This window comes from Embleya sp. AB8 (assembly GCF_049739465.1).
GTDB lineage: Bacteria > Actinomycetota > Actinomycetes > Streptomycetales > Streptomycetaceae > Embleya.
Genome location: NZ_JBMHHY010000018.1, coordinates 41,604 through 57,835, shown reverse-complemented (window position 1 = coordinate 57,835; position 16,232 = coordinate 41,604). Strand labels below are relative to the sequence as shown.

The window sequence follows — 16,232 nt, the reverse complement described above, 5'->3', positions numbered from 1 at the left end:
TGGGCCGGCCCGGTGGCCCTCGGTTCAGGTGGGCTCGGGGATGCGTTCCGGGGTCTGGTTGCCCGTCGTCGGATCGGGGGACTTCGGCTCCGGGGTCCCGGTCGGCGGTGGGGCGACCGCCACCGCGACCGCCAACGGGATGGCCAGTACCAGGGCGCTGGCCGGGACCTGTAGGCCCGAGTCGTTGGTGGCGTAGCCGGCTACGGCGGTGGTCCAGATGGCGAGTAGGGCCGGGCGGGTCCAGGGGGCCGTTTGGTAGGCCTGTGCCAGGGCGTGGGCCCTCAGGCGGGTCGGGGACGTGATCGCCACGAACAGAGCCACGAAGGCGATGGGCAGGATGATGCCGCCCGGCCAGTGGAACGTGGACAGGTTGGTGGAGATCTTGCGGTGCAGTACGTCGCCCGCCTCGCCGTCCAGCACCTGCTGGACGAACGTGCCCAGGTGCGAGCGGTGTTCGGCCGGGCGCGCCCAGTCCGCGCAGGCGACCGCCGCCGCGGTCAGCGCGGCGGCGAGGGCGGTGAGGGTGAGCCGGGTCCAGGTCACCCGGACGCCGGCGAGCAGCAGGGTCAGCACGATCACGCCGGGCACCATGGCGAGCATGGCGCCGAACTTGTTGCCGAGGCCCGGCCAGCCCGCGATCAGGACGCCGGCGGCGCCGGTGCCGGCCGCGAGCAGGATTCCCGCGCGCCGCCGGTCGGCCGCGATCAGGCGCCCGGCGGGCCAGGCCACCGCGAACAGCAGGCCCGTGGCGTACAGCGGCCAGGTGATGTTGCCGAAGCCGTAGAACCGGCCGCCGACCAGCGGGGACAGTCCGAGCAGCGCGTTGAGCTGCAACGTCCCGCCGGTGGTGATGTCCAGCGCCAAAACCGCCGTGGTGACGCCGCCGGCCACCGCCGCCGGGCCGTACGCGATCCGCCGCCACGGCCCAAGCAGCGCCACCGCCGCGATCGCCACCGTCCACGCCGCCGTCCAGCCGAGCAGCACCGTCTTCGGCGTCGCCGACTCCTCCCACGGCGCCAGGTTGGCCAGGAACGTCCCCACCGGCACACACGCCGCGACGATCGCCACCGCCTGCACGCCACGCCGCAGCGCCCGCACCTGCCTCCCGCGCCGACGCAGCAACATCCCCACCGCGCCCGCCGCGCCGAACAGCACCACCGGCGTCCAGGTCAGCCAGGTCGAGAACTGGTAGCGCTCACGCACGAGCCGGGCCTGCTGCGCCGCGTCGTCCAACCGTGCGAGCCGCTCCACCGCCGCGGCCCCACTCGGCCCGGCGACCCGGTGCGCGGCGGCCCCGATCACGCCCGGCGGCGTCGCGACACCGAGTCGGGCGAGCAGCGTCGGTGCCACGTCGGTGAGCTGGATCAGCCCGTCCCGGCGCGTGGAATCCGCCGCCAACAGGCCGCTCTCCAGCCCCGGAGCACGCGCGGCGAACAGCCGCAGACCCGGGATCGACCCGTCGTCGCCGACGCCTGCGACCACCGCCATCGTGCGCGGCGGGAGCGCGGCGACGATCCGACCGACCGCCGCGTCCGCCTCGGCCAGACGCGCCGTACGCGCGGCCCCGGTCGGCGGCAGTGCGCCCAGGTCGACGAGGGTGAGCGCGCACCGCGCCAACTCCTCGGCACCCACCGACCCGGCGTCCGGCAGATAGCCTCCGGGCAGCCGGCCGGCCGGGTCGGCACTCGCCAACGCCGCCCCCGGCCCGACCGCGGTCACACACCGCCCCGAGCCGGCCACCGCATGGGCCAACGCCCCCAGGGGCGGTGCATACGCCGTGTCCTTGTTCACCCCCGCGATCCGCTCCATCCCGGGCACCGACCACGAGCCGTCGGCGGCCTGCTGCGGGGCGGGCCCGCCCGAGCAGCCCCCCGACGCGCGCGCACCCGCGCCCAAGGTGAGCCAGCCGTCCCCGGGACAGGTGCTCTTGCGCACGGTACGTACGACCAGTGCCGCCGAGGAGGCGTGCTCCGTGAAGGCGGCCAACGCCGGCGTCACCTTCGGATCGACGTCCCCCCACCCCAGGCCCGGCACGCCGATCAGCACCACCCGGTCCACCGCGGCGCCCGAGTCCCGGGGCGCCGCCGCCGCCGGCTGCGCGCACAGGCCGAGTACGGCCAGCAGCACGACGCACACCGCCGCCCACATCCCGGCCCGAGGTACCGCGCGAGGTACCGCCCGAGGCACGGCCCGGGGCAGTGCCCGGGTCACCACGCACCACCGGGAGCAGCACCGGCGGCGGACGCGAAAGAGGAGGAGAAGGGGCAGTTCCGGCTGCGCGCACTCAGGACGTTCACACGGCTCCGATGAGTCGAGAAGGATTCACCGAGGGTACAGAAGGTCCCCCGACCCGCCGGCCACGGCATGGTCAGCTCGCGTCCGCGTCCGCGTCCGGCTCGGCCCGCCGCGCGCGATGCGAGGCCACCCGGACCCGGGTGGCGCAGCGCGGCGTGCAATAGCGCTGCGGGGTACGGCGGCCCGTGTCGATGAAGTAGTCCGCGCAGTCGGGTGCGGCGCATTGCCCCCACGCACACCGGCCGCGTTCGCCGAGCCACAGGCCGAGGGCCAGTGCGGCGGTGGACGACAACCAGTGCGCGGGGTCGGCGTGGTGGGACGCCTTGGCGTGCAACGACCAGGCGCGTCTGGGAAGGCGGACCAGGTAGGGCCGCGCCGGATACCGGTCCAGGAGCGCGTTGATCGCCTCGGCGGCCCGGTCCTCGTCGCGCATGGCCAGGACGTCGATCAGGGGGCCGGTGGCTTCGCGTATCCGCTCGGCAGCGGACTCGGTGAGCACGAAGGAGGGGCCGCCATGGCGCTCCAGGAGCGCCCGGAGCGCGGCCGCGTCGACCTCGGTCCCGCCGCTCTGCACGGCGTTGGCCAGTTCGACGATGAAGTGGAGGCCGCGAGGGTTGTCGCCGGCCGGCTGCTCGGTCACGGCCACATCCTTCCTTCTTGCTTGGTCTGCACAGTCTTCTCGATCCCCCTCATGGTAACTTCAAAATTATCAAATGAGCGTTACATTGGAGAGCCATGCATTTTCCGAAGACGACTCCCGTACTGATCGTCGGTGGTGGGCCGGTCGGGCTCACCCTGTCGATCCTGCTGTCCGCGTACGGCGTGGATCACCTCTTGGTCGAGGCGCGTCCGGGCACCTCCATCCACCCCAAGGCCCGTGGCATCGCGGCCCGTTCGATGGAGATCTTCCGCCGAGTCGGACTCGAGGACACAATCCGCGCGGTCGGCCTCCCGGTCTCCCAGGTGTTCTTCTACCGGGGAAGCAGCCTGGTGGACCCCGACTTCGTCCGCACCGGGGTCGCCCACGACCCGGCGGCCGGCGACGACGAACGCACCCCCTCGCCGGGCCTGATCTGTGCCCAGGACGCGCTCGAACCGGTACTCCTGCGGCGGGCCCGCGAATCGGCGGCCGACGACCGGATCCGGTTCGGCACGCGGCTGCTGTCCTTCACCGAGGACGAGCACGAGGAAAAGGACGAGGAGAAGGGCGAGCATGGACCAGGCGTGGACGCCGTACTGGAGGACCGCGTGCACGGGACCCGACACACCGTGCGTGCCCGGTGGCTGATCGGCTGCGACGGCGCGGGCAGTACGGTGCGGACCGGCGCCGGTATCACCATGGACGGCCCGACCGGCCTCGGCCACTTCCTCAGCATCCGGTTCGAGGCGCCACTGGGCCCGGTGGTGGCGGATCGGGCCAGTGCTTCGTACTTCCTCACCGAACCCGGGCGCGGCGGCTTCATGGCGGTGGACAACGACCGCCACTGGATCTACCAATACCCCATCGACGCGGGCCACTCGTCCGGGCAGGCGCAGGGCGACCGCACCGACCACCGGCACCTCGCGCACCTCGTCCGCACCGCCGCCGGACTGCCGGACCTGGCCGTGACCATCCGAGACACCATGACCTGGCGGATGGACGCCCAACTGGCCTCGGCCTACCGCCGTGGACACGTCCTGCTCGCCGGGGACGCCGCGCACGTGACCCCGCCGACCGGCGGCCACGGGATGAACACCGGGATCGGCGACGCGGACAACCTCGCCTGGAAACTCGCCGCCGTCCTCGCCGGCCGGGCCGGCGCGCCGCTGCTGGACAGCTACCAGGCGGAACGCCGCCCGGTGGCCCGGCAGATCATCGACGTGTCCCGCGACAACGCCCGGACTCGCGGCGGCTACCGGATCGACGACGAACTCCTGCTCACCGCCGCCTACCGATCCTCCGCCGTCATCCCCGACCCGGACGTACCCGACGCAGCCACCCGGCCGGTGCTGGACGTTACCGGCTACCACCCCGGCGGCGCCCCCGGGCAGCGGGCCGCCCACACTCGGCTCGTCGGCCCGCCCGGGATCTCCTCCACCCTCGACCTCGTCGGACCCGACTTCGCCCTGATCACCGCGGCCGACTCGGCCGCCTGGCAGGAGCAGGCGCAGGCCGCCACGGCAGCCGGATTCCCGGTCACCGTGCACCGGCTCGACGGCGACCGACCGGCCGAGGAACTCCCCGGCTCCTTCCACCGGTTGTCCGCCCTGCCCGCGTCGGGCGCCGTCCTGGTCCGCCCCGACGGCCACATCGCCTGGCGCGCCGCCTCCCCCGCCGGCGGCCCGGAACTCGACCATGTGCTGCGGCGTGTGCTCTCCGCTCCCGGTCAGGAATCCCGCTGCGCCGCCACCAACGCGTCGCCCGTCGCCGACCGGTAGTACAGGACGGAGCGGCCGGCGCGGCGGCGCAGTACGAGGTGGGCGTCCAGGAGCACCTTGAGGTGGCGGCCCACCGAGCCGAGGCCCTGGCCGGTGAGGGCGACCAGTTGGGTGGTGCTCAGGGGGGTTTCCAACCGGGTCAGTACGCCGGCTCGGGCCGGGCCGAGCAGTCGGGCCAGCGGGTCGGCGCCGGTCGGGCGATGGGCGTCGGCGAGCGTACCGGAGCACGGGTAGATCACCGCGTAGTGCCGGGTGTCGTCCCAGGCCACCCAGCCACGTCGCTGTGGGGTGACCGGGACGAACGACAGCCGGGCCCGGCCGAGTTCGCGCGGCGGGTAGTCGTGCGTGTTGATCCGCAGCCGGCTCGCGCCCAGCCAGCGCATGCCCGGCCGCATGTCGCCGAGCGCGGCCTCCCATCCACCGCGGCCGAGTTGGCCGGTGCGGGCGATGATGTCGGCCTCGATGATCCGGCGCCGGCGCGGCCAGTCGGGTCGGACCACCCGGGTCCACACCCAGTCCAGGATGTCCGCCGCGCGCTCGCCCAGGTCGTCGGCGTCGCGCAGGGCGCCGGGCAGCGGGCCGCCCATCGACACCTCCAGGTCGGCGCGGATGGCGGCGCCCGGGGCGGCCCGGATCCGGGCCAGTTCGGTGTCGAAGGTCGGTTCGCCGGTGAGCGCGGGCGGGGGTGTCAGGAAGTCCGCGTTCCAGGTGCCGCCGAAGCCGACGCGCAGGAGCAGCGCGGTGATCGGGTCGGCGGCGAGGCGGGCCCGGTAGGCGTCCAGGTGCGCGGTCAGCCAGACCTGTTCGCCGGGGTGTGCGGCGCTGCCTCGGGCCAACGTCTTCAGCGTCGCGGTGACCTCGGCAAGTGGCGAGACGGCGAACCGGCTGCCCGCCAGGGTGTCCGCTTCGACCTGCCACCAGCCCATGGTTTCGCCTCCGGGCGAAACAGTAACGGTTGCTCGCCGGGAACCCCGAGGCTCGGCACATGCGTACCTACCGAGAGCTGTTCCGGGCCCCGGAGTACACCCCCCTGTTCGCCACCTCCTCCGCGCAGTTGGCCGCCCTGACCGTGAGCGGGCTCGCGCTCGGCACACTCGTCTTCGACCGGACCGGATCGCCGCTGCTGGCCGCGCTGGGCATGTTCGGCGGTTCGCTGGCGCAGGTGATCGGGGCCACCGCGTTGATGTCGGCGGCCGACCGGTTACCGCCTCGAGCCGCGCTGAGCCTCAGCGCGCTGGTCTTCGCGTTGGGGACGGCCGCGCTGGCCATTCCCGGACTGCCGTTGTGGGCGCTGTTCGCGATCGTGTTGGGCGAGGGCGCGGTGGCGGCGGTGGCCGGCGGGGTGCGGTTCGGCCTGCTGAACGAGATCCTGCCCCGGGACGGTTACCTGCTCGGCCGGTCCGTGCTCAACATGTGCAACGGCATGGTGCAGGTCGTCGGCTTCTCGCTGGGCGCGGTGCTGGTCGCCGCGTTGTCCGCGCGCGGCACGCTCCTTGTCGGCGCCGGACTGTATCTGCTCGCCGCCGTGGTGGCCCGCTGCGGCCTCACCCGGCGACCGCCGCGCGCGGCCGGGCGGCCGTCGGTGGCCGAGACCTGGCGGAACAACTCGCTGTTGTGGTCGGTCAAGCAGCGTCGGTACCTCTACGTCGTGCTGTGGGTGCCCAACGGCCTGATCGTCGGGTGCGAATCGTTGTTCATCCCGCTGCAACCGGACCACGCGGGCCTCCTGTTCGCCTTCGCGGCGCTGGGCATGCTCCTCGGGGACGTGCTGGGCGGCCGATTCGTCCCGAGCGCGTGGCGGCGCCGCCTTGGTCACCCCATGCAGTTGCTCCTGGCCGTGCCGTACCTGCTGTTCGCGGTACATCCGCCGCTGCCGGTGGCCTTGGCGGTGATCGGCATCGCGTCGATCGGGTATTCGGCGACGCTGCTCTTCCAGGAGCGGCTGATGGCGATCACACCGCCCGAGCTGAGCGGCCAGGCGCTGGGGCTGCACTCGTCGGGGATGGTGGCGATGCAGGGGGTGGCGGCGTCGCTCGCGGGCGGCATCGCGCAGGTCACGTCGCCGACGGCGGCGATCGTGTTCCTGGCGGGGGCGTCGATCACGGTGACGCTGGTGGTGGGGGCGGGGTTGCGGGCGACGAGCCCGGAGACGGTGGTGGCGACGGCGGAGGCGTGAGAGCGTCGGGCGGCCGGGTGATGACGGTTCCGTTGGACAACATGTACGCATCACCGAAACCCCGGCGCCGGCCGCCGTTCTCGCCGATTTCGACGCGTACGCCCGGGCCGTCGAGGCGGTGCCGGCCGCCGTGTGGGCCTACTACGGCGGCGCCGAGTCGGGCGTCGACGACGACACGTACATCCGCAACTCGGCCCCAACACGGCCTGCGCGACTATCCGTTCATCCGTTGTGTGCTTCGAGCTCGGTCGCCAAGGTCTGCTGGGTGGCCGCCCACGACGCCAAAAGCGCCAAATTGTCAGCGGTCGGTGTGCCTGCGGGTGCGGTGTAGACGTTGAGGTGCAGGCCGGGTTCGGCGGGCAGTTCCAGGGACTCGACGTCCAAGTCGAGCCGGCCCACGATCGGATGGCGCACACGCTTGCGGCCGGACCGGCGCAGCCGCACGTCCTGAGATGCCCACCGCTGCCGAAATAGCTCACTGCGCGTCGACAGTTCGCCGACCAGGGCGATCAGCTCCTCGTCGTGCGGATTGCGGCCGGCTTCCATGCGTAGCTTCGCGGCCACGTCGCGGGCAATGTGGTCGTAGTCGACAAAGAAATCGCCGGCCGCCTCGGGGTTGAGATAGACGAACCGCGCTGTGTTCGCGGGCCGTCGCGGGTCGGCCAGCACCGGTGAATACAGCGCGCGAGCGAGTTGATTCATGGCGAGCACGTCATAACGGCCGCTACCGATCCAGGCCGGCGCATCGGAGATCGCGTCGAGCACCTGCTGCTGCGTCGAGCGCACCGTCACGGCAGGCCTACGCCGGCGTGGGCCGCTGGGCGCCCTGGATTGGCGCGCGAGGTGGAACAGGTGGTCGCGCTCGGCCTCATCGAGTTGCAAGGCAGCGGCCAACGCGTCGAGCACACCATCGGAGGCACCGGCGAGGCTGCCGCGCTCCATGCGCACGTAGTAGTCGACCGATACCCCCGCCAGTAGCGCTACCTCCTCGCGGCGCAGACCTTTGACCCGACGGTTGCCGCCGTAAGCGGGCAGGCCCGCCTGCTCGGGTGCGATGCGGGCGCGACGCGAGCTGAGAAACTCCCGGGTCTCGGTGCGTAGATCCATCGTGGCCATCCCCTCACCGTAAGCCCGTCCCGCAGTTCAAGGGGTACCCGATGCGGTCGTCGCGATGCCGCCGTCCACCGGGATGATGGTGCCCGTGAGGTAGGACCCGGCCCGGCCGGCGAGAAACACGGCGATACCCGCCATGTCGTCGTCGCGGCCGAGCCGGCGCAGCGGGGTCGCCGCCGCGATCGTGTCGCCGATGGCATCGAGCGTGGACGCCATCATCCGCGACGGGAACACTCCCGGTGCCACCGCATTCACTGTGACGTGCTGCGGGCCCAGCTCTCTGGCAAGCACTCTGGTGAGTTGATGGAGTGCCGCTTTGCTGCCGGCGTACGAGTAGTTGGGCGACTGGGCGACGTGGATGGCGGCGATACTGCCGATGTTGATGATCCGCGCGGGATCATCGGCGGTGCCCGCCCTGCGAAGTGCGGGGAGCAGCGCCTGCACCAGCCAGAACGGCGACTTGAGGTTGAGGTCGAGCACTGCGTCCCAGGCCTCGTCCGGGAACGTCGCCAGCGGCTCGCGCCACATCGCTCCCGCGTTGTTGACAAGAATGTCCAGGCGTTCCGAGTCGACCTGGACAAGATCAGCGAGGCGCTGACACTCGTCGTGCCTGGACAGGTCGGCGGGAATTGCTTGAACGTCGCCGAATTCGGACAGTAGATGCTGTGCCTCCGCGCACGCGTCCGCCTTGCGTGAGCTGATGACGACGCGGGCGCCCGCCTGGAGAAGGCCGCGCGCTATCATCATCCCAATGCCCTTGGTGCCGCCAGTGACAAGGGCGTATTTCCCACTCAGATCGAAAAGTTCTGTGTGAGTGGTGAATTGGTTGTCCGCCATTGGTCTCGTCTCCGTCCCTTCTGTCGTGGAAGAAAAAATGCGCCGACACGGTCGCGCATTCGGGCAGCTGAATGAACCGATGGGGTAAAGCTGCAGTGCGTATCCAGGTTGACAGGCATTTTGGACGTCTGGGAGACCCTGGTGATACAGGTACTGCGAGAGCCACCCTTGCCTGGTACGCCGACCCCGGATCCACCGGACTGATCGAACGGGCGGGCGGCACGGCGTCGTCGAGCGTGTCGGCCAAGACGGCACTGGTGGTGGCCGGGACGGTGACGTCGTCGCGCACTAGGGAGCAACTTCCGCAGCAGCGCTTCTCATTCGGCGAGTTCATGTGCGCGCGTCCGCTATATCCGCTATGTCCGTGTGGCGGCGCATTGGGGCGCCGGATCGGCGAGTAGTGCCTGTCAGCGGATGCGCCCGATGCACGATCGGCGTCTCTCGCCGAGTTCTTCGGGGGCGAGCAGGTACGGCGGGACGACGTTCGCCGGGTCCTCGACGGGCGGTTCGTCGGGCGCGGGTGTGCAGACGGGCGGTACGAAGTCGCGCCACAGGCCCGGGCGTTCGGCGGGGCGACCCAGTCGCCCGCGTCGATCCGGGCGGGCACGTGATGAGGCTGCTCGCGGAGTGGAGCGGTGTGCGCGACGAGGCTCGGGATCACCTCATTGACCGCGGTCACCACGAAGTCGGCGCGGGTCACGGCTCGTTCCGGTAGCGGCGGACCGGGAACCACGTCTGCGTCCGGCGGAGGTATCTACGGCGCGCCCGTCGCAGCACGATGGCTCGTCGGCCCATCTCCCTTGGCGTCGGCGGCGATTCGGCACGGCTCATGGGCCCGTTCTCCTACTCGGCTGGTGCCCGGCGCGCCGTGCCGCAGGGTGGACAGGCACGGCACGCCGGGGCTTGGTGGGCGTGGGCGGCCCGATCGTCCCGGTCCGGGACTCGAAGGATCCGAGTGTCGGGCGCCTCGTGGTTGGACCGGCGTCCTGGTCGGCGATGGTGGCGATGTTGCGTACCGTCTGATGTGCCGGCCGTGTCGAGGCCCCGTCATCAAGTGGCGGGGCTTCGGCGTGCGGGTGCGTTGGGCGAGTCGTGCGAAGACGGTGGTATGCGCCTCTCGTGCGTTATTCGTGGTGATCATGGGCCATCGGCAGTCATTGGGGCGATCCATAGCAGATCGGTGAGCGCCACAGGTGGAAACGGGTGATATCGGTGTGTGGCGGCCCGAGCGCCGGCATCGTCGCGTGCGGGAGTCGGTGGTGGCCTGGAAAGGTCCACAGTGGGTGGAGGAATCCGGCGCCGCGCCACCCTTCGACGACGAATGGAGTCCCCATGGTCGAGGCACATCCCACACGAATACCGCTGCCGTTCGCCCTCGACCGCAATCCGCATGCGCCCGACGCGGAATGCCGGCTGCTCGACTGGGCGCGACGACACGAACTGCTCGACCACCCCGCCGCCGAGACCAGGCTGATCGGCGCCCGGCTCGCCGACCTGGCCGCCTACACCCACCCCGACGCGGAACCCGATCGGCTGTGCCGGTACGCCCAGTTCCTCGGCTGGCAGTTCCTCACCCACGACCGCTGCGCCCAGCCGAGGGAGCGGGCCGCGCCGACGTGGGAGCACGTGATCGGGCAGGTCGAGCCGATCTTTCGCACCGGCCGGGCCGAGTCCGCCGCCGGGCCGATGGGGCGGGCGCTCGCGGACCTCCTGGGTCGGGTGTATCCGGCCATGGGCGCCGAGTGGCGCGAGCGGTTCGCCGCCGAGTGTGTCGAGACGATGCGGCACGCGGTGCCGCGCACGGCGGGCGACTCGCCTGCGGCGACCCGGGAGTACGCCTCCGGTGTCCAGGCCTACATCCGGCATCGGCGGCTCGCCGGCGGGCAGTTCCCGTGCCTACTCCTGGACGAGTACATGGCGGACGGCGAACTGCCGGTCGCGATCCGGGACGGTGCCGCGTACGACGACATCCGCAACGCCGAGGCGGACGTGGTCTCCTGGACCTGCGACTACTACTCCTCCCGGAGCAACACGGAGACGGACGCGCCGGCCGATCTGGTCGGCGTCCTCGCCTATACCGAACACCTCGGCCGCGAGCACGCGGAAGCGGCGGTGGCCGCGCGGATCCAGGACCGGGTGGCCGACTTCCTGACCGCCCGCCGCACGTTGCAGGGCGGCGGCAGCGACGTGGCGTGGGCCGATCCGGAGGCCGATCTGATACTGCGCCGGTGTGTTTCCGCGATGCACAACCGAATGGCGGGCACGGAGGCTTGGGCCTGGGAGAACGTGCGCTCGCTCGACCACCACCGGCCGGCCGATGGCCGCAGGACGGGCGAGGGCGGCGGGTTGCGGGTGCCGCAGTATGTCGAGGACCTGCTGGACGTACGCGGCCGGCCCCGAGGATGGGACGGCGGTGCGGCGGGCCACCGCTGGCCGTAGCGATCGGTCGGGTCCGGGCGTTGGTGGCGTTGGTGGCGTTGGTGGCGTTGGTGGCGTTGCTGGCGTTGCTGGCGTTGCTGGCGTTGCTGGCGTTGCTGGCGTTGGTGGCGTTGCTGGCGTTGCTGGCGTTGGTGGCGTTGGTGGCGTTGGTGGCGTTGGTGGCGAAACACCGGCCCTGCGGGCGGTGGTCCGGACTCGCCCGTCTCGCCGTCGGCTATTCGGCGAAGAGGTTCAACTGGTGGGCCACAGCGGCGGCTTCGGTCCGGGATGTGGCGTTGAGCTTGGCCAGGATGTTGCTGACGTGGGCGCCGGCGGTTTTTGTGGAGATGAACAGGTGTTCGGCGAGCCGGCGGTTGGTCAGGCCCTGGGCGACCAGGGACAGTACCTCGAACTCGCGGGTGGTCAGGCCGAGTCGGGTGCGGATGTCGACGGGTGCTGCGGTGGTCGAGGAGGGTGGGTCGGGGGTGAGGGACAGGCGGCCTCGGGCGGCGAGTTGGTCGAGGCGCGTACGTAGTGGGGCGGCGCCGAGTCGGGTGGCGATGGTGCCAGCTTCGCGGGCGTACCCGGTCGCCGCCTCGCGGTCGCCGGTGGTCAGCGCGGCTGTTGCCGCGCCGAGGAGGGTGTCGGCGAGGGCGTACGGTTGTTCGATCGCGCGCCAGGCGGCAACCGCGTCGGCCCAGGTGCCGGTGCCCGACTCGGCCTCGAAGGTGTGCCGGTGGGCCGCCTGGACTCGGCCCGGGGTGGGCAACTTGCGGCTCAGGGCCAGGAGTTCGGCCTGGCGGGCGGCACTCGCCGCGCGCGCCGCCGGGTCGCGGAGCGCGGCGGCGAGCCGGATTCGCTCGATCCGCCACGCGACCACCAGGAGCGGCCACGCGTAGCGCCGGCTCAGGGTGAGGTCGTGTTCGGTCAGGATGTGTTCGAGCACCCGTACGGCCTCGGCCACGTCGTCGCGTGCGTGTGCGAGTCGGCAGGCCAGTACGTCCGGTTCCAGGCAGGTCTCCTGCGTATGCGGCGGCCCGAGTGCGGCCCGGGCCTCGCGCAGCGCGTCGGCCGCGACCTCGTGTGCCCCTGTGGCCGCCGCCGGTTCGGCCCGGACCACGCACAACCAGGCCCGGTAGACCGGCGGCGGGTCCAGTGCGATCGCATCGGTGAGGATCTCCACGGCCTCCGCCCAGTGGCCGAGGGCGACCAACGGTTCGGCCAGGTTCGCGGCAAGCAGCGTCCCGCGCGAGCGGGCCAGGCCCAGGACGCGCGCGGTGGCCACGCCCCGGCGGGCCACCTCGGCGGCGGCCCGGTGCTCCCCCGCCGCCTGGAGCGCGTCCGCCTCGCCGGCGATCGCGGCGAGCAGGTCGTCGTCGCAACCCTCGGCCCGGGCGATGGTCGCGGCGCGGCCGTACAGCTCGACAGCGGGCCCGAGTTCGCCGGTTCGCGCGGCCAGCATCGCGAGTGTGGTGAGCGCACGGGCCCGGACCGAACCGTCGCCGGCCTCCTCGCCCAGGCGCAGCGCGTCCCGGGCGTGTTCGCGGGCGGCCCGGTCCCGACCGCGGGCGGCGAGGGTGCCGGCCAGCGACGCGAGCAGGCGACCCCGGGTCGGGGTGGCCTGCTCGGTGGGCGCCAGGCGGACCGCGCGTTCCAGGTCGGGCAGCGGGTCGCGGCCGGTGCGTTCGCGGGCGGCGGCCCGGGCGGCCAGGGCGAGTGCGGTGCGTTCGGGGTCGCGGGTGGGGTCGAGTTCGCGCAGCGCCTCGGTGAGCAGCGTCTCGGCTCGGCGCGCGGCGCCGCCGTGGGCCGCCGCGTCGGCGGCGAGTTCGCGGACGCGGATCCGGTCCACGCCCAGTTCGGCGGCGGGGTCGGGGACCACGTCCCACAGGTCGAGGACACGTTCGAGCATGGCCAGCCGCTCGGCGTAGGCGTAGGCCGCGCCGGCCGTGCTCGCCGCGTGCCACGCGCCGGCGAACGCGCGGGCCCGGTCGCCCGCCGCGTACCAGTGCGCGGCCAGCTCGGCGGCGGCGCGGCCGTCGGCGGCGAGGGTCGGGTCGGCGGTGAGTACGTCGGCGCACCGGGCGTGCAGCCGGATCCGCTCGCCGGGCAGCAGGTCGCCGTATACCGCATCGCGGATCAGCGCGTGCCGGAACGTGTAGCCGTCGCCGGCCGCGACCAGGAGGCGGGCGTCGACCACCGGACGCAGCGCGTCCTCGAGGGCGTCGTCGTCGAGCGCGGTGATCGCGCGCAGGAACGGATGGCCGGTGGTGGTGCCGGCGACGGCGGCGGCGCGCAGCAGCCGGCGGCCGGGGGCCGCCACGCGGTGCACCTCGGCGAGGAGCAACTCGCGTAGTGGGGCCGGGGTTTCGGTGTCGGCGGCGGCGAGGGCCTCGACGAACAACGGATTGCCCTCGCTGCGCCGGAAGACCTGTTCCAGGCGGTGCGGGTCGGGGAATCGGCCGAGCAGGTCGGTGAGTTGGCGGGCCACCTCGGGGCGGCCGAGCGGGGCCAGGTCGAGGGTGCGGGTGTTGCCGAGGCGGGCGAGCAGCGCGGGCAGGGTGGCGAACGGCTCGGCGGCGTGCGGGGCGACGGGGCGGTGGGTGGCGAGGACGAGTACGCCGGGCTGGTCCAGGTTGCGGGCCAGGAAGGCGAGCAGTTCGCAGGTGGAGCGGTCGGCCCAGTGCAGGTCCTCCAGGACGAGCAGCAACGGGCGTTCCTCGGCGGCGCGTTCGAGCAGGATCAGCACTTCCTCGAAGAGCCGGGCCCGGCCGAGGTCGGGGTCGGCCTCGGGTACGGGCTCGCCCAGTTCGGGCAACAGCCGGGCCAGTCCACGTCGACCGCCGGCCGGGAGCAGCGCGGCGGTGGCCGAGGTCCCTAGCTCGCGCGTCAACCGGCGCAGCACGGTCACGAACGGCCCGAACGGCAAACTGTCGGCGCCCATGTCGAGGCAACCCCCGCGCAGCACGCGCGCGCCGTCGCAGTCCGGCCCGGCGGCGAACTCGCGCACCAACCGCGACTTCCCCACCCCGGCGTCGCCCCGGACCGACACGACCATCGCGCCGTCGCTTCGGACCCGGGCCCACGCGTGCGCCAGAGTCGCCAGTTCCGCCCCGCGTCCGACCAGCGGCGCACCGTTCACCTCACCCGTACCGCTACCCGTACCCGTGTCCACGTCCGCAAGCATCGCATTGCGGCCGGACGCCGGGTGCGCACGTGCAGGCGACGCGTCTTTTGGCTGCGGGGCCCGGCAGTTACTCGACGCGGTCGGTCGTACGGTGCGCCGCCGTTCGTGAGCGTCGGGCGGGCACATCCCGTGCGGGCCGCTTCGGAGGGGGTGGTGGGCCGGCGCGGCACGGTGGCGGATCCTGGCGGGCTCACCGACATAGGGCGGTTCCCCGGCCCGAGTCGGGGAGTTTGACCGATGCGGCGTGCCGGGGGCCGCGGGCAGGGTTTGGGGGGTCCAGCCCGGCCGGTTCGGTTCGGTTCGGGCGGGTTCGGTTCGGGCGAGCTTGGTCCGGGCGAGTTCGGTCCGGTCGGGTTTGCTTCGGCGTTCGGATTGCGAGGGGTTTTTATGGTCGCGCCTGCGGAGTCGGCGATCAGTGGTGGGTCGCCGCCGCCGATTCTGACTCGGGCCATGGTGGCCACCATCGTTGCCGCCTGTGGGGCGTTGGCCAGCTTTTACCTGTTGCTTTCGGTGGTGCCGCTCTATGTCGCGGACGGGGCGGGGGCCGGGGCGGCCGGGGTGGTTACCGGGGCGTTGATGTTGTCGACCGTGCTGGCCGAGCTGGCGGTGCCGGCGTTGTTGGCCCGGTTCGGGTATCGGGCCGTGTTCGTCTTCGGATTGGTGCTGTTGGGCGCACCGACGATGTTGCTCTCGGTTTCGGCGGACCTGCCGCTTGTGGTCGGGGTGTGTTTGTTGCGTGGCGGCGGGCTCGGCATCCTGATGGTGGTCGGTACCGCGTTGGCCGCCGAGTTGGTACCGGCGGAGCGGCGCGGGGAGGGGCTCGGGCTGTATGGCGCGGCGGTCGGTGTGCCCGCGATTCTGGGGCTGCCGTTGGGGCTTTGGCTGAGTGAACACCTGGGCTACACCGTGGTGTTCGCCATTGCGACGGGGCTTTCCCTGGGGGCGCTCGGGGCCACGATCGGGCTGCCGACGACTCGGCCGGCGCCGTCGGGGGCGCGTGGCGGGGTGTTGGGTGGGCTGCGTACCGGTGGGCTGGCTCGGCCGGCGGTGACCTTCGCGGCCTGTACGTTCGCGGCCGGCGTGATCGTCACCTTCCTGCCGCTCGCCGTGTCGGACAGCGAGTTGTCCCTGGTCACAGGTGCCCTGTTGGTGCAGTCCGGGGCCACGCCGGCGGCCCGCTGGTGGGCGGGGCGGTCCGGGGATCGGCACGGCCACGCCCGGCTGTTCGCGCCCTCGATCGCGGCCACCGCCATCGGTACCGCGCTGCTGGCCAGGCCGGACGAGCCGGTGACCGTACTCGTGGGCGCGGCCGTGTTCGGCGCCGGTTTCGGGGTGGCCCAGAATGTCACCCAGTCGCTCATGTTCGAGCGGGTCCACCAGCGCGAGTTCGGGCAGGTCAGCGCGTTGTGGAATCTCGCCTTCGACGCGGGCATGGGCATCGGCGCGGTCGGGTTCGGCGCGGTGATCACCGTCGCGGGCTACCCGACGGGCTTCCTGGCCACCGCCGCACTCGTCCTGGCGGGGTTGGTCTTGGTCGCCCTGGACCGACGCGGCTCGTAGCCGCCCTGGTTGTCCTCAAACGCCGGACGCACCCGCAGCGGCGACCATCAGCCGCCCAGCCGGCCTGCGGCCCGCATGTCCTCAAACGCCGGACAGGCTGAGAGGTCTCGCCCCACCCAACCGTGGCAGCGATCCCGGACCACCGGGCCGGCCTGCGGCCCGCACGTCCTCAAACGCCGGACAGGCTGAGAGGTTTCGCCCTACCCAACCGTGGCAGCGCGCCTGGACCGC

At 72.6% G+C, this 16,232-nt stretch carries 11 protein-coding genes; 5 read left to right on the top strand and 6 right to left on the bottom strand.

All coding sequences use genetic code 11. The features are described from left to right. Positions 1 to 24: 24 nt before the first annotated feature. Entirely contained in the window at positions 25 to 2,136 is a 2,112-nt protein-coding gene (locus tag ABIA38_RS26345; protein ID WP_424641310.1) for a hypothetical protein, read from the bottom strand. Between the two features lie 232 nt (positions 2,137 to 2,368). After that, positions 2,369 to 2,935: a CGNR zinc finger domain-containing protein gene (locus ABIA38_RS26340; RefSeq protein WP_424641309.1), complete on the bottom strand. Its 567-nt coding sequence runs from the start codon at positions 2,933 to 2,935 to the stop codon at positions 2,369 to 2,371. Between the two features lie 95 nt (positions 2,936 to 3,030). Here ABIA38_RS26340 and ABIA38_RS26335 point away from each other — a divergent pair, with 95 nt between their 5' ends. Continuing rightward, positions 3,031 to 4,713 (top strand): FAD-dependent monooxygenase, encoded by a 1,683-nt coding sequence (locus tag ABIA38_RS26335; protein ID WP_424641308.1) that lies wholly within the window; start codon positions 3,031 to 3,033, stop codon positions 4,711 to 4,713. Here ABIA38_RS26335 and ABIA38_RS26330 read toward each other — a convergent pair. Further along, positions 4,662 to 5,639 carry an ArsR/SmtB family transcription factor gene (locus ABIA38_RS26330; RefSeq protein WP_424641307.1) on the bottom strand — a complete coding sequence of 326 codons (978 nt, stop codon included), beginning with the start codon at positions 5,637 to 5,639 and terminating at the stop codon, positions 4,662 to 4,664. The genes ABIA38_RS26335 and ABIA38_RS26330 overlap by 52 nt on opposite strands. Before the next feature lie 59 nt (positions 5,640 to 5,698). Here ABIA38_RS26330 and ABIA38_RS26325 point away from each other — a divergent pair, with 59 nt between their 5' ends. Beyond that, entirely contained in the window at positions 5,699 to 6,889 is a 1,191-nt protein-coding gene (locus tag ABIA38_RS26325; RefSeq protein ID WP_424641306.1) for an MFS transporter, read from the top strand. 222 nt (positions 6,890 to 7,111) lie between these two features. On the opposite strand, the gene ABIA38_RS26320 is transcribed toward ABIA38_RS26325, so the two are convergent. Together ABIA38_RS26320 and ABIA38_RS26315 are read right to left on the bottom strand one after the other, a co-directional pair. Further along, positions 7,112 to 8,005, bottom strand: a complete 894-nt coding sequence (locus ABIA38_RS26320; protein WP_424641305.1) for a helix-turn-helix domain-containing protein — start codon at positions 8,003 to 8,005, stop codon at positions 7,112 to 7,114. 27 nt (positions 8,006 to 8,032) lie between these two features. Continuing rightward, positions 8,033 to 8,839 carry an SDR family oxidoreductase gene (locus ABIA38_RS26315; protein WP_424641304.1) on the bottom strand — a complete coding sequence of 269 codons (807 nt, stop codon included), beginning with the start codon at positions 8,837 to 8,839 and terminating at the stop codon, positions 8,033 to 8,035. A gap of 906 nt (positions 8,840 to 9,745) precedes the next feature. On the opposite strand from ABIA38_RS26315, the gene ABIA38_RS26310 reads away from it, so the two are divergent. Continuing rightward, entirely contained in the window at positions 9,746 to 9,862 is a 117-nt protein-coding gene (locus tag ABIA38_RS26310; protein WP_424641303.1) for a DUF397 domain-containing protein, read from the top strand. 309 nt (positions 9,863 to 10,171) lie between these two features. Then, positions 10,172 to 11,278: a terpene synthase family protein gene (locus tag ABIA38_RS26305; RefSeq protein WP_424641302.1), complete on the top strand. Its 1,107-nt coding sequence runs from the start codon at positions 10,172 to 10,174 to the stop codon at positions 11,276 to 11,278. Positions 11,279 to 11,492: 214 nt separating this feature from the next. Here ABIA38_RS26305 and ABIA38_RS26300 read toward each other — a convergent pair whose 3' ends face one another. Beyond that, positions 11,493 to 14,429, bottom strand: coding sequence for a helix-turn-helix transcriptional regulator (locus ABIA38_RS26300; RefSeq protein ID WP_424641301.1), 2,937 nt, complete (start codon positions 14,427 to 14,429; stop codon positions 11,493 to 11,495). Between the two features lie 399 nt (positions 14,430 to 14,828). On the opposite strand from ABIA38_RS26300, the gene ABIA38_RS26295 reads away from it, so the two are divergent. Further along, on the top strand, positions 14,829 to 16,001 hold the full coding sequence (locus ABIA38_RS26295) for an MFS transporter (protein WP_424641300.1): 1,173 nt from the start codon (positions 14,829 to 14,831) through the stop codon (positions 15,999 to 16,001). The last annotated feature ends 231 nt before the right edge of the window (positions 16,002 to 16,232 follow it).